Origin of the sequence: Bacillus sp. HY001 (genome assembly GCF_007558965.1) — a bacterium.
In the GTDB taxonomy this organism is placed as follows: Bacteria; Bacillota; Bacilli; order Bacillales; family Bacillaceae_G; genus Bacillus_A; species Bacillus_A mobilis.
Genome location: NZ_VLTE01000054.1, coordinates 24191 through 40440 on the forward strand (window position 1 = coordinate 24191; position 16250 = coordinate 40440).

Sequence of the window (16250 nt, forward strand, 5' to 3'; positions counted from 1 at the left end):
AAATTTTTGTTGGTGAACATGCGGAAATAAAAACATAAAAGGGGATGTTTTTATGAAAAAGAAGCATATGGAGACAGCGTTAATTCATCACGGTTATACATCTGAGGAACATAAAGGAAGTTTGACACCACCGTTATTTCAAACGTCTACATTTACATTTGAGACTGCGCAGCAAGGGGAGGCGAGTTTTGCGGGAGTGGATCCGTCTTATATTTACTCAAGACTTGGAAATCCAACCGTAAAATTATTTGAAGAACGTATGGCGGTGTTAGAAGGAGGAGAAGAAGCTCTTGCCTTTGGATCTGGTATGGCAGCTATTTCCGCAACATTAATTGGTTTTCTAAAAGCTGGAGATCATATTATTTGTTCAAATGGATTATACGGGTGCACGTACGGTTTTTTAGAAGTATTAGAAGAGAAGTTCATGATTACGCATTCGTTTTGTGATATGGAGACAGAGGGTGATGTCGAAAATAAAATCCGTCCAAATACAAAGGTTATTTTCGTTGAAACACCGATTAATCCAACGATGAAATTAATCGATTTAAAACAAGTTATTCGGGTTGCGAAGCGAAATGGCTTACTTGTCGTTGTTGATAATACGTTTTGTTCACCTTATTTACAAAGACCGCTTGAGCTTGGTTGTGACGCAGTTGTGCATAGTGCGACAAAATATATTGGCGGTCATGGCGATGTTGTGGCGGGTGTAACGATTTGTAAAACGAAAGCGTTAGCTGAAAAAATTCGCCCGATGCGAAAAGATATTGGCGGTATTATGGCGCCGTTTGATGCATGGTTATTGTTACGCGGATTAAAGACGTTAGCAGTAAGAATGGACCGCCATTGTGATAATGCCGAAAAAATTGTATCGTTCCTGAAAAATCATGATGCGGTAGAAGGTGTTTGGTATCCAGAAGGTGAGTTAGCATCTCGCCAAATGAAACGAGGCGGCGGTGTGATTTCTTTTTCAGTAAAAGGCGGAAAAGAAGAGACGCAAGCGTTTATCAATGACCTTCATTTTATTACAATTGCCGTAAGTTTAGGGGATACAGAAACGTTAATTCAGCATCCGGCAACGATGACGCACGCTGCGATTCCAGCTGAGTTAAGACAAGAAATGGGCATTTATGATAATTTAATACGTTTATCTGTCGGTTTAGAATCATGGGAAGATATCGTGTCTGATCTAGAGCAGGCGTTAAAGAAAATATCTACTGTGAATCAATAAAAAAGAGTGAGCTATCGGTTTCGTACGTGATGTACGCAATCGATAACTCGCTCTTTTCTTTTTAAATATGTTTTAAGAGTGTTTCCACAAACTTTTCTAAATAGCGCTGATCTACTTCATCAAAACGATTTTTTTCAGGGCTATCAATATCAAGTACACCAATGACAGTTTCTTCTTTCACAATCGGTACAACGATTTCTGAATTCGAAGCACTATCGCAAGCGATATGTCCTGGGAATTGGTGAACGTCTGCTACAAGCTGCGTTGTTTTTGTTTCAGCTGCAACGCCGCAAACGCCTCTTCCAAATGGAATGCGCACGCAAGCAGGCATTCCTTGGAATGGTCCAAGAACAAGCTGATTTCCTTCTGTTACATAAAAGCCAACCCAATTCACACGATCAAAAAATTGGTTTAATAGTGCGGACGCATTTGATAAATTTGCGACTACGTTTGATTCGCCAGTTAATAATGCATCCAGTTGTTTAATTACTGTCTCATATTGCTCTTCACGAGATCCTGCATAACTTTCTTTAGTAAACATGGAAACAGCCCCTTTTTTATCGAGATGTGTAAAATATTAGCAAAATACGATGTATTTCACATGACTTTGTCGATAGAAAATTAAAGGAATTTGTCTTAAAAGTCAAGAAATTTAAACTATAGCTGTTCAGTGAGAGGAAGTGAGCGCATGAAACAGACGAAACAAAAAGTAATTGATGCGGCAATATCGTTGTTTAACACGAAAGGTTATGATGGAACGTCGGTGCGAGACATTGCAAAGCGAGCGGATGTGAATGTAGCGAATATTTCATATTATTTTGCTGGAAAGCAAGGCCTATTAGAGCAGCTTATTACGGATTTTTTAGAAGGGTATATTCATGTGATTGAAACGTCCTTTGAACAGAGAGAGTATTTGTCGGCTAAAGATGTAATGGTGCAAATGGTGCGTGGGATTTTACGATATCAATTTGAAAATAGGGAACTGACACGTTTCTTCTACCGAGAGCTTTCACTGGATACGACATTAATTCGCGAAGTGATGACCATTTATTTTTCTAAAGAAAGATATTATGTAGAGCAAATCATAAAGCAAGGACAAATGAAACGAGAATTCAAAAAGGTATCTTTTACAATGTTTATGACACAATTAAAAGGCATGATGAATATGCCGTTTTTATATCCGCAATATATATCAGAAGTGCTGCATTCTTTTCCGTCTGAGACATTTTTCATAGAAATGTACACGAAGGAAATTGAACAATGGATGGAACAAACATTATGTATAACGAATATGTATCAGGAATGGCCAAGAGCTGTTCATATGTGAAAAATCCCCACCTAACGAACCGAGGTGGGGATTTTTGTGCTTTCTTTTCTTTGCCATACATTGTTGCATATTAGCGCGATAATTGTTAAAGAGGCTCCGGAAATTTCAATTTTGTCGACTGTATAACCTCGAAAGATGGAACCGATAAGTGCAAGTATAGGAACTAAATTCATAAATAATATGCCGTTAATAGATGAAATATAGCGATTTCCTGTGTTCCAGCAAAATACAGCGATAACACCTGCAATAATCGACATATACAAGAGTTCAAAACGAACGTTCATAATTGTACGTAGTGAAGGTACAGTAATGACGTTTGTGTAAGTGAAGAAAGTGACGATAACGATGAGTGAAATTGAGCCGAATAGACAAGTTAACGTCGTATACCTGAGTGGTGACCAAGATTGAAAACGAGCACCGCCGTTTGTATAAATGACCCAGCAAGTAACGCCGCATAGCATAAGTATATTTGTTGAGAGGTGACTGGCAGCTCCAAATAATAAGTGAATATTTCCTTTTGAAATGACAAGCATAACACCGAGCAATGCAACGAACATACAAAGGAATGTGTAGTTTTGTGGACGTTTATTTTTTGTTAGCCACTGCAATAATAAAGCGATGAGTGGCATAAGAGACTGGATCATCGCGGCATGGATGGCTCCAGAAGGTCCGGCAAGTTGTTGACCGTAAAAAACGAGAAAACCGTATCCAGCGAAGCCGACCGTTCCGTAAAAGAATAACGAAAGTGTTCTTTTTTCTAAGCGGAGTGAAGTTTTTCCTTCAGTAATGAATAGCAAAATAAGAAAAATTATAGCTGCTGATCCGTACCGGATAGTTGTGAAGAAGAACGGATCGATAAACTGTAGGGCATTTGCCATGACAGGAAACATAAATCCCCAAGCCGTTACGGCAAGTAGGCATAGGAGGGATCCGAGTAGCATTTGTTTTTTGTTCAAGAGTTTCATTCCCCTTTATATTTCGTTATAGTAAGTTGATGAAATAAGTATAAAGAGTAATTGTTTATAGAAGGAAATATCGATTTTTTATGACAGTTATAACTTTTGGTTAGAGGTGTGTACGATGGATTTGGAGGCAGTACGATCGTTTATTGAAGTAAAGAATACGCGAAGTTTATCGAAGGCGAGTAAGCTTTTACATATTTCTCAACCGGCGCTTAGTAAGCAAATTCAAAGATTAGAAGCGGATTTAGAGGTTACTTTACTGAAGCGTTCCGCGCAAGGAGTGGAGTTAACAAAGGCTGGAGAGTTATTTATAACAAGAATGTTACCGATTTTGAAACACATATATGAAGTGAAAGCCGAAATGAAGACTTTTCAAGAGAAGAGGAAAATTTCTATAGGTATATTACCAAGTTTAGCAGCTCATTACATATCAAAATGTAAAGATGTATTAGGTGAAGAATTCGAAGTAGAATGGAAAATTGAGCATACGAAAGTACTAATGGGACTCTTTAAAGAACGGAAGATTGAAGCGATGTTCGTCGATTCAGTAGTAGAAGGCGCTACGTGTATAAAAGAAATGCGAGAAGAAAAAATTGTTTGTGTCGTTTCAAATGATCATCTTTATAAAGAGAAAACAGTGATCCGAATGGAAGATTTGCAAAATGAAAAGTTAATCGTATACCCAGAAATCTGTGATGTAAGGAAAATGATTACGAATATGTTTCAGGGGATAGGTGCGAAACCAATCATTGCATTTGAAACTTCTTATGCAGAACCGATGCTTGCGATGGTCGGAGCTGGACTTGGTATTACGTTACTTCCAGCAATGTCAGTAAAGCAAGCGGTAAAGCAAGGGAATGTGCATGCGATTTCTATTGAACCACCACTTGCACGCAAAATTTATTTCGTATCCCATATGGAAGAGAACCTGTTATTGCAATCATTTGATGATGGAAGCCAATCCAAACAGAAGATTGAGAAAGATTACAATTGCATTGAAAGAAACATGAAATTTTAAAAAAAACTAGGTCAAAAACAAGCCATTACATGGTATGATTAGTACATTGTTAGTTGTTAAATATAGGGGAATTCCCTTTTTATACATAATGCCTTCCATTTCATAAACGGAACGGACAAAAAAAGAGATATAACTAGGAGGCTTTTTTGCATGGATTCTATCCTGACGATCGTTATCATTGTAGTAAGCTCTATTCTAGTGCTGCTCATGATAGAGCTTGTGATAAGAAATCGTTCATATAAAGATATTGAAGCACTTGAGCAGTGGAAACAAGAGATAAAAGATAAACCTGTGGCAGATGAACTAAAACGGGTGAAAGATTTAAACATGACGGGTCAAACAGAAGAACTGTTTGGTAAATGGCGTGAAGAATGGGATGAGATTGTATCAACAACCCTTCCGAAAGCTGACAAAGATTTAGCGCAAGCGCGAAAATTCGCCTCGCAATTCTCCTTCCGAAAAGCAAAGCATGCGATGAATGAATCCATAAGTGGTTTAGATGACGCTGATAATCGTATTACAGACATTTTAAATGAATTACAGCAATTGTTAGAAAGCCATGAAAAAAATAGCTCGGAAATTGAAGAGTTACGTGATACATATCGTAGTATGAAGAAGAGTGTTCTTGCTCATAGACATATGTATGGAGCAGCAGAGCAGAAAATTGAAGAGATGCTAGACGCTGAATCTAATAAATTTAAAAGCTTTGAAGAGGCAACAGATAATGGTGACTATTTAAAAGCGAGAGAAATTGTTATTAGTTTAGAAGAAGGTTTGGCAAGCTTAGAAATCATTATTCACCAAATTCCAGATTTATTGGTAGAGTGTCAAGCGACGTTACCAGTTCAGCTGGAAGATTTATTACACGGACATAATGATATGGTAAGACAAGGTTATGTATTAGAGTATTTGGAAGTCCCTAAAGAAGTTCGCGATATGACGACACAACTACACACATGTTTAATGGATATACAGGAGCTTCATATAACAGAAGCAGCTGAAAAAGTAGAAAACTTAAAAACGCGTTTAGATGGCTTCTATGATCAACTGGAACAAGAAGTACATGCGAGACATTATGTGGAGCAAAAAACACTTTCTGTTTATGAAGACTTAGAAGAAATTCGTACTGAAACGATTGAAACAAAAGCAGAAACACAACTTGTGAAACAAAGTTATCAGCTACAAGATAAGGACATTGAGTCTCAAAAAGTAATTGAAAAGCAAATGCATATTTTAACGAAACGTTTTGAAATGCTGCAATTACGCGTTGCGGAACAAGATATTGCCTTCTCTATTATTCGTGAGGAACTAGAAGAGGTTTATGAGCAATGTGAAACGTTAAAAGTACTTCATGCAGAATATAAAGAAATGCTGCAAACGATGCGTAAAGAGGAATTTGAAGCGCGTGAGAAGTTGCAAGAAATGCGAAATATCATTTTTGAAACGAAACGTTTTATGCAAAAGTCGAATTTGCCAGGTCTTCCAGAAAGCATTATGGAAGATTTAAAAAGAGGACAAATGGCAATGCAAGCTGTATATGAACAGCTAGAAGTGAAACCGTTAAATATGAACGCTGTAAATAGCAGTTTAGAAGAAGCGTACACAACTGTTAATGGTGTAGCTGAAATGACAGAAGAGTTAATTGGACAAGCGTATTTAGTTGAAAAATTAATTCAATACGGTAATCGTTACCGCAGTCATGATGAGAACCTTGCAGAGAGCTTAAATTATGCGGAGAAATTATTCCGTGAATATCAATACGATGCAGCTTTAGAACAAGCGGCTTCTGTACTAGAGCAACTTGAACCTGGCGTTGTTCAAAAAATAGCTGAATATGTAGACAATCAACAAACCCTTTCATAAGGGTTTGTTTTTTTGTGTAATTTTAGGGACGATGTTGCTATAATGAATAGCGGAATACAGTAAGGTTATTCGTTTTAAAATATAACGGAACCTTTTAGTAGTCTTAGCGTAATGACACGTATTTGTGATATGATTATATGATGTGATAGCGCTGAAAGGGGAAGAACGATGATCTATTTTGATAATAGTGCGACGACGAAGCCATATCCAGAAGCCCTTCAATCGTACGTAACGGTTGCTGGAAAATATTTTGGAAACCCTTCTTCTATTCATTCGCTTGGAGGAGAGGCAGAGCGTCTATTAACACAATCAAGAACGATTGCAGCGCAGCTTCTTCACGTTAAACCTTCTGAGATTATTTTCACATCAGGTGGAACGGAAGGGAATAACCTTGCGATTAAAGGAATAGCGATGAGGAATCGTTCGCGCGGTAAACATATCATTACAACAAATATTGAACACGCGTCTGTGTTTGAAGCATATAAACAATTAGAAGATCTCGGTTTTGATGTAACATATTTACCGGTTAATGAGCATGGTGTTGTATCGGTAGAGGATGTAAAACGAGCACTTCGTGAAGATACGATTCTTGTGTCAATTATTCACGTGAACAACGAGACTGGAGCAATTCAGCCTGTTGCTGAAATTGGAACGTTATTATCGAACTATCCGAAAATAAGATTCCATGTGGACCATGTACAAGGGATAGGAAAAGTACCGCTTGATTTATATGCTTCTCATATTGATCTTTGCTCAATATCTGGACATAAATTCCACAGTGTAAAAGGAACGGGTCTTCTTTATGTGCGTGATGGCGTAAGGTTAGATCCAATTTTATCAGGTGGTCAACAAGAGCTTAAGTATCGCTCTGGTACAGAAAACTTACCTGGTATTGTAGCGATGGTGAAAGCACTTCGCATGACAATGGAACAAGTGAAGGAAAAGATAGCTCATTTGCACAATTTACAAACAGAGCTTGTCCGTTTCTTTAAAGAGATGGAAGATGTAACGATCAATACGTCGCTTGCATATGCAGCACCGCACATTTTAAATGTATCATTTGTTGGTTTAAAACCAGAAGTGGTCGTTCATGCTTTAGAAGAGCACGGTGTATATGTATCGACGAAGTCTGCTTGTTCTTCAAAAGCAAATGAAGTGAGCAGAGTGTTAGTGTCAATGGGAGTACCACATGCCGCTGCTGCAAGTGCTATTCGCATTAGTTTGGCACCAGAAAACACGATGGAAGAAGTAAAACAATTTGAAGGTATTGTGAAAGAGACGATGCCAAAATTACATGAAGTGATGAGGTAAAGGAATATGATGACATATGAATATATTTTAGTTCGTTATGGAGAAATGACGACTAAAGGTAAGAACCGTTCTAAATTTGTAAGCACATTAAAAGATAACGTAAAGTTCAAACTGAAAAAGTTTCCAAATATTAAAATCGATGCAACACATGATCGTATGTACATCCAATTAAATGGCGAAGACCATGAAGCAATTTCTGAAAGATTGAAAGATGTATTTGGTATTCATAAGTTTAACTTAGCGATGAAAGTACCATCAGAATTAGAAGACATTAAAAAAGGTGCATTAGCAGCTTTCTTACAAGTAAAAGGCGATGTGAAAACATTTAAAATTACAGTGCACCGTTCTGATAAACGCTTCCCGATGAAGACGATGGAGTTACTTCCAGAAATCGGTGGGCACATTTTAGAAAACACAGAGGATATCACAGTAGATGTTCATAATCCAGATGTGAATGTACGTATAGAAATTCGCAGTGGTTACACATATATTATGTGCGGTGAGCATATGGGAGCTGGCGGTTTACCAGTAGGCGTTGGCGGAAAAGTAATGGTACTTCTTTCTGGTGGTATCGATAGCCCAGTAGCAACGTACTTAACTATGAAACGCGGCGTGTCTGTGGAAGCAGTTCACTTCCATAGCCCACCTTTCACAAGCGAGCGTGCAAAACAAAAAGTAATCGATTTAGCACAAGAGTTAACGAAGTACTGTAAACGTGTAACGCTTCACCTTGTTCCATTTACTGAAGTGCAAAAAACGATTAATAAAGAAATTCCATCTAGCTATTCAATGACAGTTATGCGCCGTATGATGATGCGTATTACAGAGCGTATCGCAGAAGAGCGTAATGCACTTGCAATCACGACTGGTGAAAGTCTTGGACAAGTAGCAAGCCAAACATTAGATAGTATGCATACAATTAACGAAGTAACAAACTATCCAGTTATTCGTCCACTTATTACGATGGATAAATTAGAAATTATTAAAATCGCTGAAGAAATCGGCACATATGATATTTCAATTCGTCCGTACGAAGATTGCTGTACAGTATTCACACCAGCAAGCCCAGCGACGAAGCCGAAGCGTGAAAAAGCGAATCGTTTTGAAGCGAAATATGATTTCACACCATTAATCGATGAAGCTGTAGCGAACAAAGAAACAATGGTATTACAAACGGTAGAAGTAGTGGCGGAAGAAGAAAAATTCGAAGAACTTTTCTAAAACCATAAATTACCATATCTAAAACGTGTATGAAGTCATGTTATTTATCACACTCTATACTCACAAGGAGGTGATATAACATGTCACGTAGCACAAATAAATTAGCGGTTCCTGGTGCTGAATCAGCATTAGACCAAATGAAATACGAAATCGCTCAAGAGTTTGGTGTTCAACTTGGAGCGGATGCAACAGCTCGCGCTAACGGTTCTGTTGGTGGTGAAATCACTAAACGTCTAGTTTCACTAGCTGAGCAACAATTAGGCGGTTACCAAAAATAATCCCATATATGATGGCTTAGAAAGAGCGGGTTCTCCCGCTCTTTCTTTTTGTTGTTTGCACCGTTATACATTTATCCCGCTTTAATGGGCAGTAAGACCCCGACCTCGAAATTCAGCGAAAGCAAAGAAGTTAGGTGGGGGTCGGGCTGCCCATAAAAGTCCGATTGGTGAGGGCTGATAATCAGTGGGGGATGAAGAAAACCCCCACTGATTAAAGTTTCACTTTATTTCGACATAGACATAAAAAATTTGTCAAAAGAAGAGGGTTCAAAATTAACTGAAAATTCTTTATTATATAAGGGAGGCATAGAAATGGAGGAGGATATTGTATGAAAAGAGAAGAATTGTTGGCGCCGCCGTCTTATAATTTAGTTTCTGAAATAGAGAAATATACAGGTGATAAAGAGAAGCTTGCTTTAATTTGGCAAGATGATAAAGGGAATAGACGAGAAGTTACATACACTGAGTTAATGCAAGGTGCGAATAAAATTGGAAACGCTTTTATAAAGAGTGGTCTACAAAAAGGGGACAAGCTTCTTATCATGATGCCGCGTTTAATTGAAGCGTACATGACGTATATCGCTGCAATTAAAGCAGGATTTGTCGTAATTCCGAGTTCGGAGATGTTACGTAAAAAAGATATTGAATATCGAATCGAGCACGGGGAAGTAAAAGCGATCGTCAGTTATGAACCCTACATTGGACAGTTTGATGATATAGAAGCGATGGAATCCCTTCAAAAGTTCGTTCTGAGCGAGCAGTCAGTAGATGGGTGGATTAATTTAAAAACAGCGTTAGAAACAGAAAGTGACCTGTTAGAAATGGCGAAGACAGATAAAGAAGATATGGTCTTTTTATCTTACACGTCAGGGACGACAGGAAATCCAAAAGGTGTTGTTCATACGCATGCGTGGGCATACGCTCATTTACGCACGAGCGCTCCAAATTGGCTCGGAATTGAAGAGAATGATGTTGTATGGGCAACGGCTAGTCCAGGCTGGCAAAAGTGGATTTGGAGCCCATTTTTAGCAACTCTCGGCTCAGGTGCAACAGGATTTGTATACAACGGTAAATTTGAACCGAAAACATATTTAAATTTATTAGACGATAATAAGGTGAATGTGCTTTGTTGTACGCCAACTGAGTATAGATTAATGGCAAAGGTAGAAAACTTAAGTGAGTACAATTTAGAGGCGTTACATAGCGCTGTATCGGCAGGTGAGCCGTTAAATAGAGAAGTCATTGAAACATTCCAAAAGCACTTTAATATTACAGTGAGAGACGGCTATGGGCAAACAGAAAATACATTACTTGTTGGTGTAATGAAAGGGATGGATATTAGACCGGGATCAATGGGAAAACCAACGCCAGGCAACCACGTTGATATTGTAGATGAGGAAGGTATTCCGGTACAGGTAGGAGAAGTTGGTGATATTGCAGTTCACATTGAAACACCGGCTCTCTTTAAACAATATTATAAAGACGATGAGCGCACAGCAATGCAATTTCGCGGTGATTATTATATTACCGGTGATAAAGCGAAGAAAGATGAAGACGGCTATTTCTGGTTTGAAGGGCGCGGTGATGATATTATTATTAGCTCTGGTTATACAATCGGACCGTTTGAAGTAGAAGATGCACTTGTAAAACATCCTTACGTAAGAGAGTGCGCAGTTGTTGCAAGCCCTGATGAAATTCGCGGCAGTGTCGTGAAGGCATTTATCGTATTAAGAGAGAATATAGACAAGAACGAAGAAACATTAATTCCAGCACTCCAACAACACGTCAAGGAACTCACTGCACCATATAAATACCCTCGCAAAATTGAATTTGTAGATGAACTACCAAAAACGATTTCCGGAAAAATTCGCCGTATTGAACTTAGAAAACAAGAGATGGAGATTCCGTCAAAATAATTTCGAAAATAGTTGAATGAACTGTAAACCGTATGGTATTATAAAGACGAACGTAAGTTCGATTTTATAAATTGGAAAAAGAGGTGTCCGTATGATTTTAGGTATTAATCCGTACTTAGTTTTAGATGGTGGTGGGCAAGAGGCTGTACAGTTTTATAAAGAGGCGTTAGATGCAAAAGTAGAAGTCATGCAAACTTTTGGTGACATGCCTGAAAATCCAGAATATCCGATTCCAGCTGAAGCAAAAGAGCGCGTTTTACATGCTACTTTAAAAGTTGGTAATACGGACCTTATGATTTCTGATACATTCCCAGGTAAAGGGCATGCAATCGGATCTCAAGTAACAATTGCAATTCAAATTAGTGATGCAGGAAAAGCGAAAGAAGTATTCGAAAAGTTACAAGAGGGCGGAGAAGTTATTATGCCACTTCAAGAAACATTCTGGAGCCCAGCATACGGACAACTTAAAGATAAATTTAGCATTGAATGGCAAATCACAACGAACCCTACTGAACAAAAGTAATTTTTAGAAAAGCACCATGTTTTGAAATGGTGCTTTTTTTTATACAATAAAAACAAAGGAGATGGGATATATGGGAGAAATTTGGTATGGCGGCACCATTTACACGATGCGAGAAGAAAATGAAAAAGTAGACGCTGTTTATGTTGAAAACGGTATGATCGTTGATGTCGGGAGTAAAGAAGAGTTAGGAGACCGATATGCTGCGGTTAAATTGCACGATTTAGAAGGCAGAACGATGATTCCAGGTCTCGTTGATAGTCATATGCATCTTATTGGGCATGGAGAGAGGTTACTCCGTCTAGATTTATCAAACTGCACATCTTATAGTGAAGTGCTGACTTTCGTGCGGAAGCGAGTGGAAGAAGCTCCAAAGGGTTCTTGGGTTATTGGAGAAGGATGGAATGAAAATAACTTTATAGATACGAAAGATGTTCATGTGAAAGATTTAGATGAAATCTCGAAAGAACACCCCATTTTATTAAAGCGTGTTTGTCGTCACGTGACATGGGTGAATTCATACATACTGCAAGAAGCGAACATACCAGAAGCGACGCAAGACCCGAAAGGCGGAAAAATTGGTCGTGATGCGTCAAATAATTTAACAGGACTTTTATATGAACAAGGGCAAGAATTAATTAAACATGTGCAGCCAGAAATTGATGAAGTTTATTTACAAAGAGCTTTGCAAACAGCGATTAAAGACTGCTGGCAATATGGGCTCGTTGGTGGGCATACGGAAGATTTAAATTATTACGGTGGTTTTAGAAAAACGCACAATGCGTTTTCTCATGTTATAAAGGAAATGCCATTTAAAGCACATTTACTCGTTCACCATGAAGTAGCACATGAACGAAAAGAATATGAAAATGAGCATTATATTGAATTTGGGGCGATGAAAATTTTTTCTGATGGTTCTTTTGGCGGAAGAACAGCTTTATTAAGTGAACCGTATAAAGATGCGCAGGAAACAAATGGAGTGGCAATCTTCTCACGCGAAGAGCTTGCGGAGTTAGTGAAAAAAGCACGAGATTTACATATGCCAGTAGCGATTCATACAATCGGTGACTTATCGTTAGAATATGTCATTGATGCACTTGAATTATATCCACCAGCAGAAGGATTGCGTGATCGCATTATTCATTGTCAGCTCGCTCGTGAAGAGTTGGTTGAGAGAATGAAAAACTTGCAAGCCATTATTGATATACAACCAGTTTTTGTTTCATCAGATTTTCCATCCGTCATTGAAAAACTAGGAGAGCATCGTCTTCGTTATGCGTACGCTTGGAAGACGTTACTGGAAGCGGGATTACATTGCAACGGTGGATCTGACGCGCCAATTGAACAAGTGAATCCGTTTTTAGGCATATATAGCGCTGTTACACGTAGAAGTTTTATTGACGGTATATGTTATATGCCGGAAGAGAGATTAACGGTATATGAAGCTGTCTCTTTATTTACAACAGGAAGTGCCTATGCAATTGGAAAAGAATCGAAGCGAGGACAAATCGCGAAAGGATATGAAGCGGACTTTACGATAGTAGATCGCAATATTTTTGAAATAGAGGCAGAAGAAATAAAAGAAGTGCAAGCAGAAATGACTGTAATTGATGGGAAGATTGTGTATAGGAAAGACGTGTGAAAATATATCGATTTACCGACAAAAGCTACCAATATTGGTCGATAGCGAGAAAAATAAAAAACCGCCGCATTATGGAATATCATAATGCGGCGGTTTTTTTCATGTTATAAAAACGTTCTCTGTACTTTTTCCCAGAAGGAATTGTTTTTTAATTTAACTGTTTTAATTTGTTTATCGCTTAAGCGTACAACAGCTTTTTCGACTTGTTTAATGCTAAGTGCTTCATTATCCATACCAATAACAGGATAATCGTTACCGTCTGGTCTTAGTTTTAAAGTTAGTGTACGTTCGTGATTTAAAATGAACGGTGAACCGAGCGTACGATATGTGTTGTTATTTAATGATGCTAGTTCGCTTACTTGGAAACATGGGATAAGCGGATCAACAACTGCACCATGCAATGATTTGTTGTAAGCTGTACTTCCTGTTGGGGTAGAAACTACTAAACCGTCCCCTCTAAATGTTTCGAAGTATAAATCATCAACGTGAACATCTACAACAAATGTTTTAATAATGCTAGAACGTAATGAGAACTCATTTAAACAATAGAAAGATGTACCGTGATCTACATCTACCTGAATTGTTGGATATTTGCGCACTTCAATTTCGTTTTTTGTAATTTCTTGAAGGGCTGTATCGATGTGATCAATGTGGAAATCACAGTAGAACGAAATTTCATCTTTCGTAGAAATCCCTGCGTATAAGCAATCTTCTCTAAAACCAGTTTTACGAACGGCTTGTAAGAAGGTTGCATCATCTCCAACACTGACGATAGCGTTTGCATTTTTTGGATGATCTAATATGGTAAATCCATTCTTTTCTAAAATACGATAGATTGGGTTCATTTTTTCAACGAGCGTTGCTTTGTCATCACCATAAAAGAAAAATAAATTGCGACGATCTGCCATTATGTATCCCTCCACTGCAGTTAAATTTTCTGTTTTTCGTGCTACATATCATTAGAGTCCGTTCTCGATGATATGTTCAAATAATATATTTCGATATAAAATGTCAAAATCCCTTTTTATTTTTAGAAAAATTTTTATATTCAATCTTATGGGGTTCTGTTTAATGATGAATAAACTTGTCGATAATGGGTACGGAGTGAAAGGATGATACGTATGCAGTGGTTCGTAATTGGAATAATAATTCTTCTCCTTTTTATTTTGCTTATACTATTGTCGAAAATAAAGCTTAAAGTGACATTTTTATATTCAGAAATGGAAAAGCAATGTTTGTTTCAAGTGAAAATATGGATGATTCGATATACATTCGATGTATTGGAAAGAATTGAAAAGCAACAGAAGAAGACAGGACAAAAGATCGAGAAAGCTGAAGAGGACGGCGGATTAGATAATAAAATTATAGCGCAACTTGATAGTATGGGGGAGCTGATAAAAAAGCTGCAAGAAGTTCATACTATTGTTAAAGATTTTCTCAAACGAGTGAAAATCAATGGTTGGAGATGGCATACGCAAATTGGTGCAGGTGATGCAGCTAGTACTGGAATTGTCACTGGATATGCATGGGGGACAAAAGGAATGGCTGCTGGAGTTGTAGGACAATATATGCATATTGTCGATGTACCTGAATTTGAAATTACGCCTGTTTTTCAAGGGAAAGGATTTGCGTCAAGATGTGAGTTAACAGCATCCTTTCGTATATTCCGTACTGTAAAAACAGCGGTGAAATTGCTCATGTTTATGAGAAAGCAAAAATCTGGTGTGACAGAAAAATCTGTTCAAGCATAGGGGGGATATAGAATGGACCATCCAATTCAAGGTTTAATGACAACCGCAATGCAGCATTTAAAACAAATGACTGATGTAAATACAATTGTTGGTGATCCGATTAAAGCGGCAGATGGAAGTGTAATTCTTACCGTTTCGAAAGTTAGTTTCGGCTTTGCCGCTGGTGGAAGTGAATTTGGTAAAGAACAAGCAGGCCGTCATCCATTTGGCGGGGGAAGTGGAGGAGGAGTTTCTATTAATCCTGTTGCTTTTCTTGTTATAAATGGAGACGGTGTAAAAGTGTTGCATTTAGATAAGCAAACACACGTCATCGATAAAATAATTGAATTAGCGCCACAAGCTGTTGATAAAGTGAAGGAAATGATGGATAAACGAAAAGAAGACGATCCTGAATTTCAAATTTAACAAATAAAGAAGCTGATCAATGGATTGGCTTCTTTAATTTTTTTGTAAATAAAGCGATTTTATTTGCATTATCGATAGGGACAAACTATCATTTACATTGTACATATTTTGTTTAAATAAGGGAGGATTTTCAAGTGGCAAACGTAACTTTTAAAGGTAATCCAATGACTTTAGTTGGAACAGAAGTTAAAGTTGGCGATCAAGCGCCAAACTTCCAAGTATTAGCAAACGACTTATCTCCAGTAAGTTTAGAAACATACAAAGGCGAAGTGAAATTAATTAGTGTTGTACCTTCAATCGACACAGGTGTGTGTGATGCACAAACACGTCGTTTTAACCAAGATGCAGCAGGTATTGAAAACGCGAAAGTATTAACAATTAGCGCTGACTTACCATTCGCTCAAAAACGCTGGTGTGCAGCAAACGGTTTAGAAAATGTTGTAACACTTTCTGACCACCGTGACCTTTCATTCGGTGAAGCTTACGGCTTAGTAATGAAAGAGCTTCGTTTACTTGCTCGTGCAGTATTCGTAGTAGATAGCAACGACAAAGTAGTTTACGCAGAGTACGTAAGCGAAGGTACAAGCCATCCAAACTATGAAGCAGCATTAGAAGCAGCTAAATCTGCAAAATAATGTGAAGGAAATGACCTCTTATAAAGAGGTCATTTTTTCTCATATATTGCTGCGTAACGGTACCAATATATGAGAAAAAACGTTATATCATATATAACTGAAAGGGGAGCTCTTTGCAGGAGGTCGCTTTTTCTTTTTGGAAAAAAACACTTTGTGGTATGATATAAGTTATG

At 37.9% G+C, this 16250-nt stretch carries 15 protein-coding genes and 1 pseudogene; 13 read left to right on the plus strand and 3 right to left on the minus strand.

Features of this window, described 5'->3' with window-relative positions:
• The first annotated feature begins 52 nt into the window (after positions 1-52).
• Positions 53-1228 (plus strand): methionine gamma-lyase, encoded by a 1176-nt coding sequence (gene megL, locus FOT98_RS22420; protein ID WP_063260698.1) that lies wholly within the window; start codon positions 53-55, stop codon positions 1226-1228.
• Between the two features lie 61 nt (positions 1229-1289).
• Here the strand turns inward: megL and FOT98_RS22425 are convergent, their stop codons facing one another.
• The gene (locus tag FOT98_RS22425; RefSeq protein ID WP_061679866.1) at positions 1290-1769 is read right to left on the minus strand and encodes a GAF domain-containing protein; all 480 of its coding nucleotides are present in this window, start codon (positions 1767-1769) and stop codon (positions 1290-1292) included.
• Positions 1770-1916: 147 nt separating this feature from the next.
• Here FOT98_RS22425 and refZ point away from each other — a divergent pair, with 147 nt between their 5' ends.
• Entirely contained in the window at positions 1917-2555 is a 639-nt protein-coding gene (gene refZ, locus FOT98_RS22430; protein WP_063260699.1) for a forespore capture DNA-binding protein RefZ, read from the plus strand.
• An 11-nt stretch (positions 2556-2566) separates the two neighbouring features.
• Here the strand turns inward: refZ and FOT98_RS22435 are convergent, their stop codons facing one another.
• Positions 2567-3511 carry a DMT family transporter gene (locus FOT98_RS22435; RefSeq protein ID WP_063260700.1) on the minus strand — a complete coding sequence of 315 codons (945 nt, stop codon included), beginning with the start codon at positions 3509-3511 and terminating at the stop codon, positions 2567-2569.
• A gap of 124 nt (positions 3512-3635) precedes the next feature.
• Between FOT98_RS22435 and FOT98_RS22440 the strand changes: the two are divergent.
• The 8 genes and pseudogenes from FOT98_RS22440 to FOT98_RS22475 form a co-directional block, all read left to right on the plus strand.
• A pseudogene (locus tag FOT98_RS22440) lies at positions 3636-4469 on the plus strand (LysR family transcriptional regulator); the annotation flags it as partial.
• A 216-nt stretch (positions 4470-4685) separates the two neighbouring features.
• Entirely contained in the window at positions 4686-6398 is a 1713-nt protein-coding gene (gene ezrA / locus FOT98_RS22445) for a septation ring formation regulator EzrA (RefSeq protein ID WP_063260702.1), read from the plus strand.
• A 168-nt stretch (positions 6399-6566) separates the two neighbouring features.
• Positions 6567-7709, plus strand: a complete 1143-nt coding sequence (locus FOT98_RS22450; RefSeq protein WP_063260703.1) for a cysteine desulfurase family protein — start codon at positions 6567-6569, stop codon at positions 7707-7709.
• A 6-nt stretch (positions 7710-7715) separates the two neighbouring features.
• Positions 7716-8930: a tRNA uracil 4-sulfurtransferase ThiI gene (gene thiI, locus FOT98_RS22455; protein WP_063260704.1), complete on the plus strand. Its 1215-nt coding sequence runs from the start codon at positions 7716-7718 to the stop codon at positions 8928-8930.
• 80 nt (positions 8931-9010) lie between these two features.
• The gene (locus FOT98_RS22460) at positions 9011-9208 is read left to right on the plus strand and encodes an alpha/beta-type small acid-soluble spore protein (RefSeq protein WP_000091640.1); all 198 of its coding nucleotides are present in this window, start codon (positions 9011-9013) and stop codon (positions 9206-9208) included.
• A gap of 329 nt (positions 9209-9537) precedes the next feature.
• Positions 9538-11124 (plus strand): acyl-CoA synthetase MbcS, encoded by a 1587-nt coding sequence (gene mbcS / locus FOT98_RS22465; RefSeq protein ID WP_063260705.1) that lies wholly within the window; start codon positions 9538-9540, stop codon positions 11122-11124.
• A gap of 91 nt (positions 11125-11215) precedes the next feature.
• A complete protein-coding gene (locus tag FOT98_RS22470; RefSeq protein WP_063260706.1) occupies positions 11216-11647 on the plus strand; it encodes a VOC family protein in 432 nt (143 codons plus the stop codon).
• Between the two features lie 70 nt (positions 11648-11717).
• Positions 11718-13286, plus strand: coding sequence for an amidohydrolase (locus tag FOT98_RS22475; protein ID WP_063260707.1), 1569 nt, complete (start codon positions 11718-11720; stop codon positions 13284-13286).
• A gap of 104 nt (positions 13287-13390) precedes the next feature.
• Here FOT98_RS22475 and FOT98_RS22480 read toward each other — a convergent pair whose 3' ends face one another.
• Positions 13391-14194, minus strand: a complete 804-nt coding sequence (locus tag FOT98_RS22480) for an NAD kinase (protein ID WP_063260708.1) — start codon at positions 14192-14194, stop codon at positions 13391-13393.
• Positions 14195-14398: 204 nt separating this feature from the next.
• On the opposite strand from FOT98_RS22480, the gene FOT98_RS22485 reads away from it, so the two are divergent.
• From FOT98_RS22485 to tpx, 3 genes are all read left to right on the plus strand, one after another.
• Positions 14399-15037, plus strand: coding sequence for a DUF2953 domain-containing protein (locus tag FOT98_RS22485; RefSeq protein WP_063260709.1), 639 nt, complete (start codon positions 14399-14401; stop codon positions 15035-15037).
• 12 nt (positions 15038-15049) lie between these two features.
• Positions 15050-15442, plus strand: a complete 393-nt coding sequence (gene ytfJ / locus FOT98_RS22490; protein ID WP_063260710.1) for a GerW family sporulation protein — start codon at positions 15050-15052, stop codon at positions 15440-15442.
• A gap of 134 nt (positions 15443-15576) precedes the next feature.
• Positions 15577-16077 (plus strand): thiol peroxidase, encoded by a 501-nt coding sequence (gene tpx, locus FOT98_RS22495; protein ID WP_000024525.1) that lies wholly within the window; start codon positions 15577-15579, stop codon positions 16075-16077.
• Positions 16078-16250: the final 173 nt, after the last annotated feature.

Excerpts from the sequence above, each read along its gene's own strand:
- megL (WP_063260698.1), top strand. The coding sequence starts at position 53 with ATGAAAAAGAAGCATATGGAGACAGCGTTAATTCATCACGGTTATACA.
- FOT98_RS22425 (WP_061679866.1), bottom strand. The coding sequence starts at position 1,769 with ATGTTTACTAAAGAAAGTTATGCAGGATCTCGTGAAGAGCAATATGAG.
- refZ (WP_063260699.1), top strand. The coding sequence starts at position 1,917 with ATGAAACAGACGAAACAAAAAGTAATTGATGCGGCAATATCGTTGTTT.
- ezrA (WP_063260702.1), top strand. The coding sequence starts at position 4,686 with ATGGATTCTATCCTGACGATCGTTATCATTGTAGTAAGCTCTATTCTA.
- FOT98_RS22450 (WP_063260703.1), top strand. The coding sequence starts at position 6,567 with ATGATCTATTTTGATAATAGTGCGACGACGAAGCCATATCCAGAAGCC.
- thiI (WP_063260704.1), top strand. The coding sequence starts at position 7,716 with ATGATGACATATGAATATATTTTAGTTCGTTATGGAGAAATGACGACT.
- FOT98_RS22460 (WP_000091640.1), top strand. The coding sequence starts at position 9,011 with ATGTCACGTAGCACAAATAAATTAGCGGTTCCTGGTGCTGAATCAGCA.
- mbcS (WP_063260705.1), top strand. The coding sequence starts at position 9,538 with ATGAAAAGAGAAGAATTGTTGGCGCCGCCGTCTTATAATTTAGTTTCT.
- FOT98_RS22470 (WP_063260706.1), top strand. The coding sequence starts at position 11,216 with ATGATTTTAGGTATTAATCCGTACTTAGTTTTAGATGGTGGTGGGCAA.
- FOT98_RS22475 (WP_063260707.1), top strand. The coding sequence starts at position 11,718 with ATGGGAGAAATTTGGTATGGCGGCACCATTTACACGATGCGAGAAGAA.
- FOT98_RS22480 (WP_063260708.1), bottom strand. The coding sequence starts at position 14,194 with ATGGCAGATCGTCGCAATTTATTTTTCTTTTATGGTGATGACAAAGCA.
- FOT98_RS22485 (WP_063260709.1), top strand. The coding sequence starts at position 14,399 with ATGATACGTATGCAGTGGTTCGTAATTGGAATAATAATTCTTCTCCTT.
- ytfJ (WP_063260710.1), top strand. The coding sequence starts at position 15,050 with ATGGACCATCCAATTCAAGGTTTAATGACAACCGCAATGCAGCATTTA.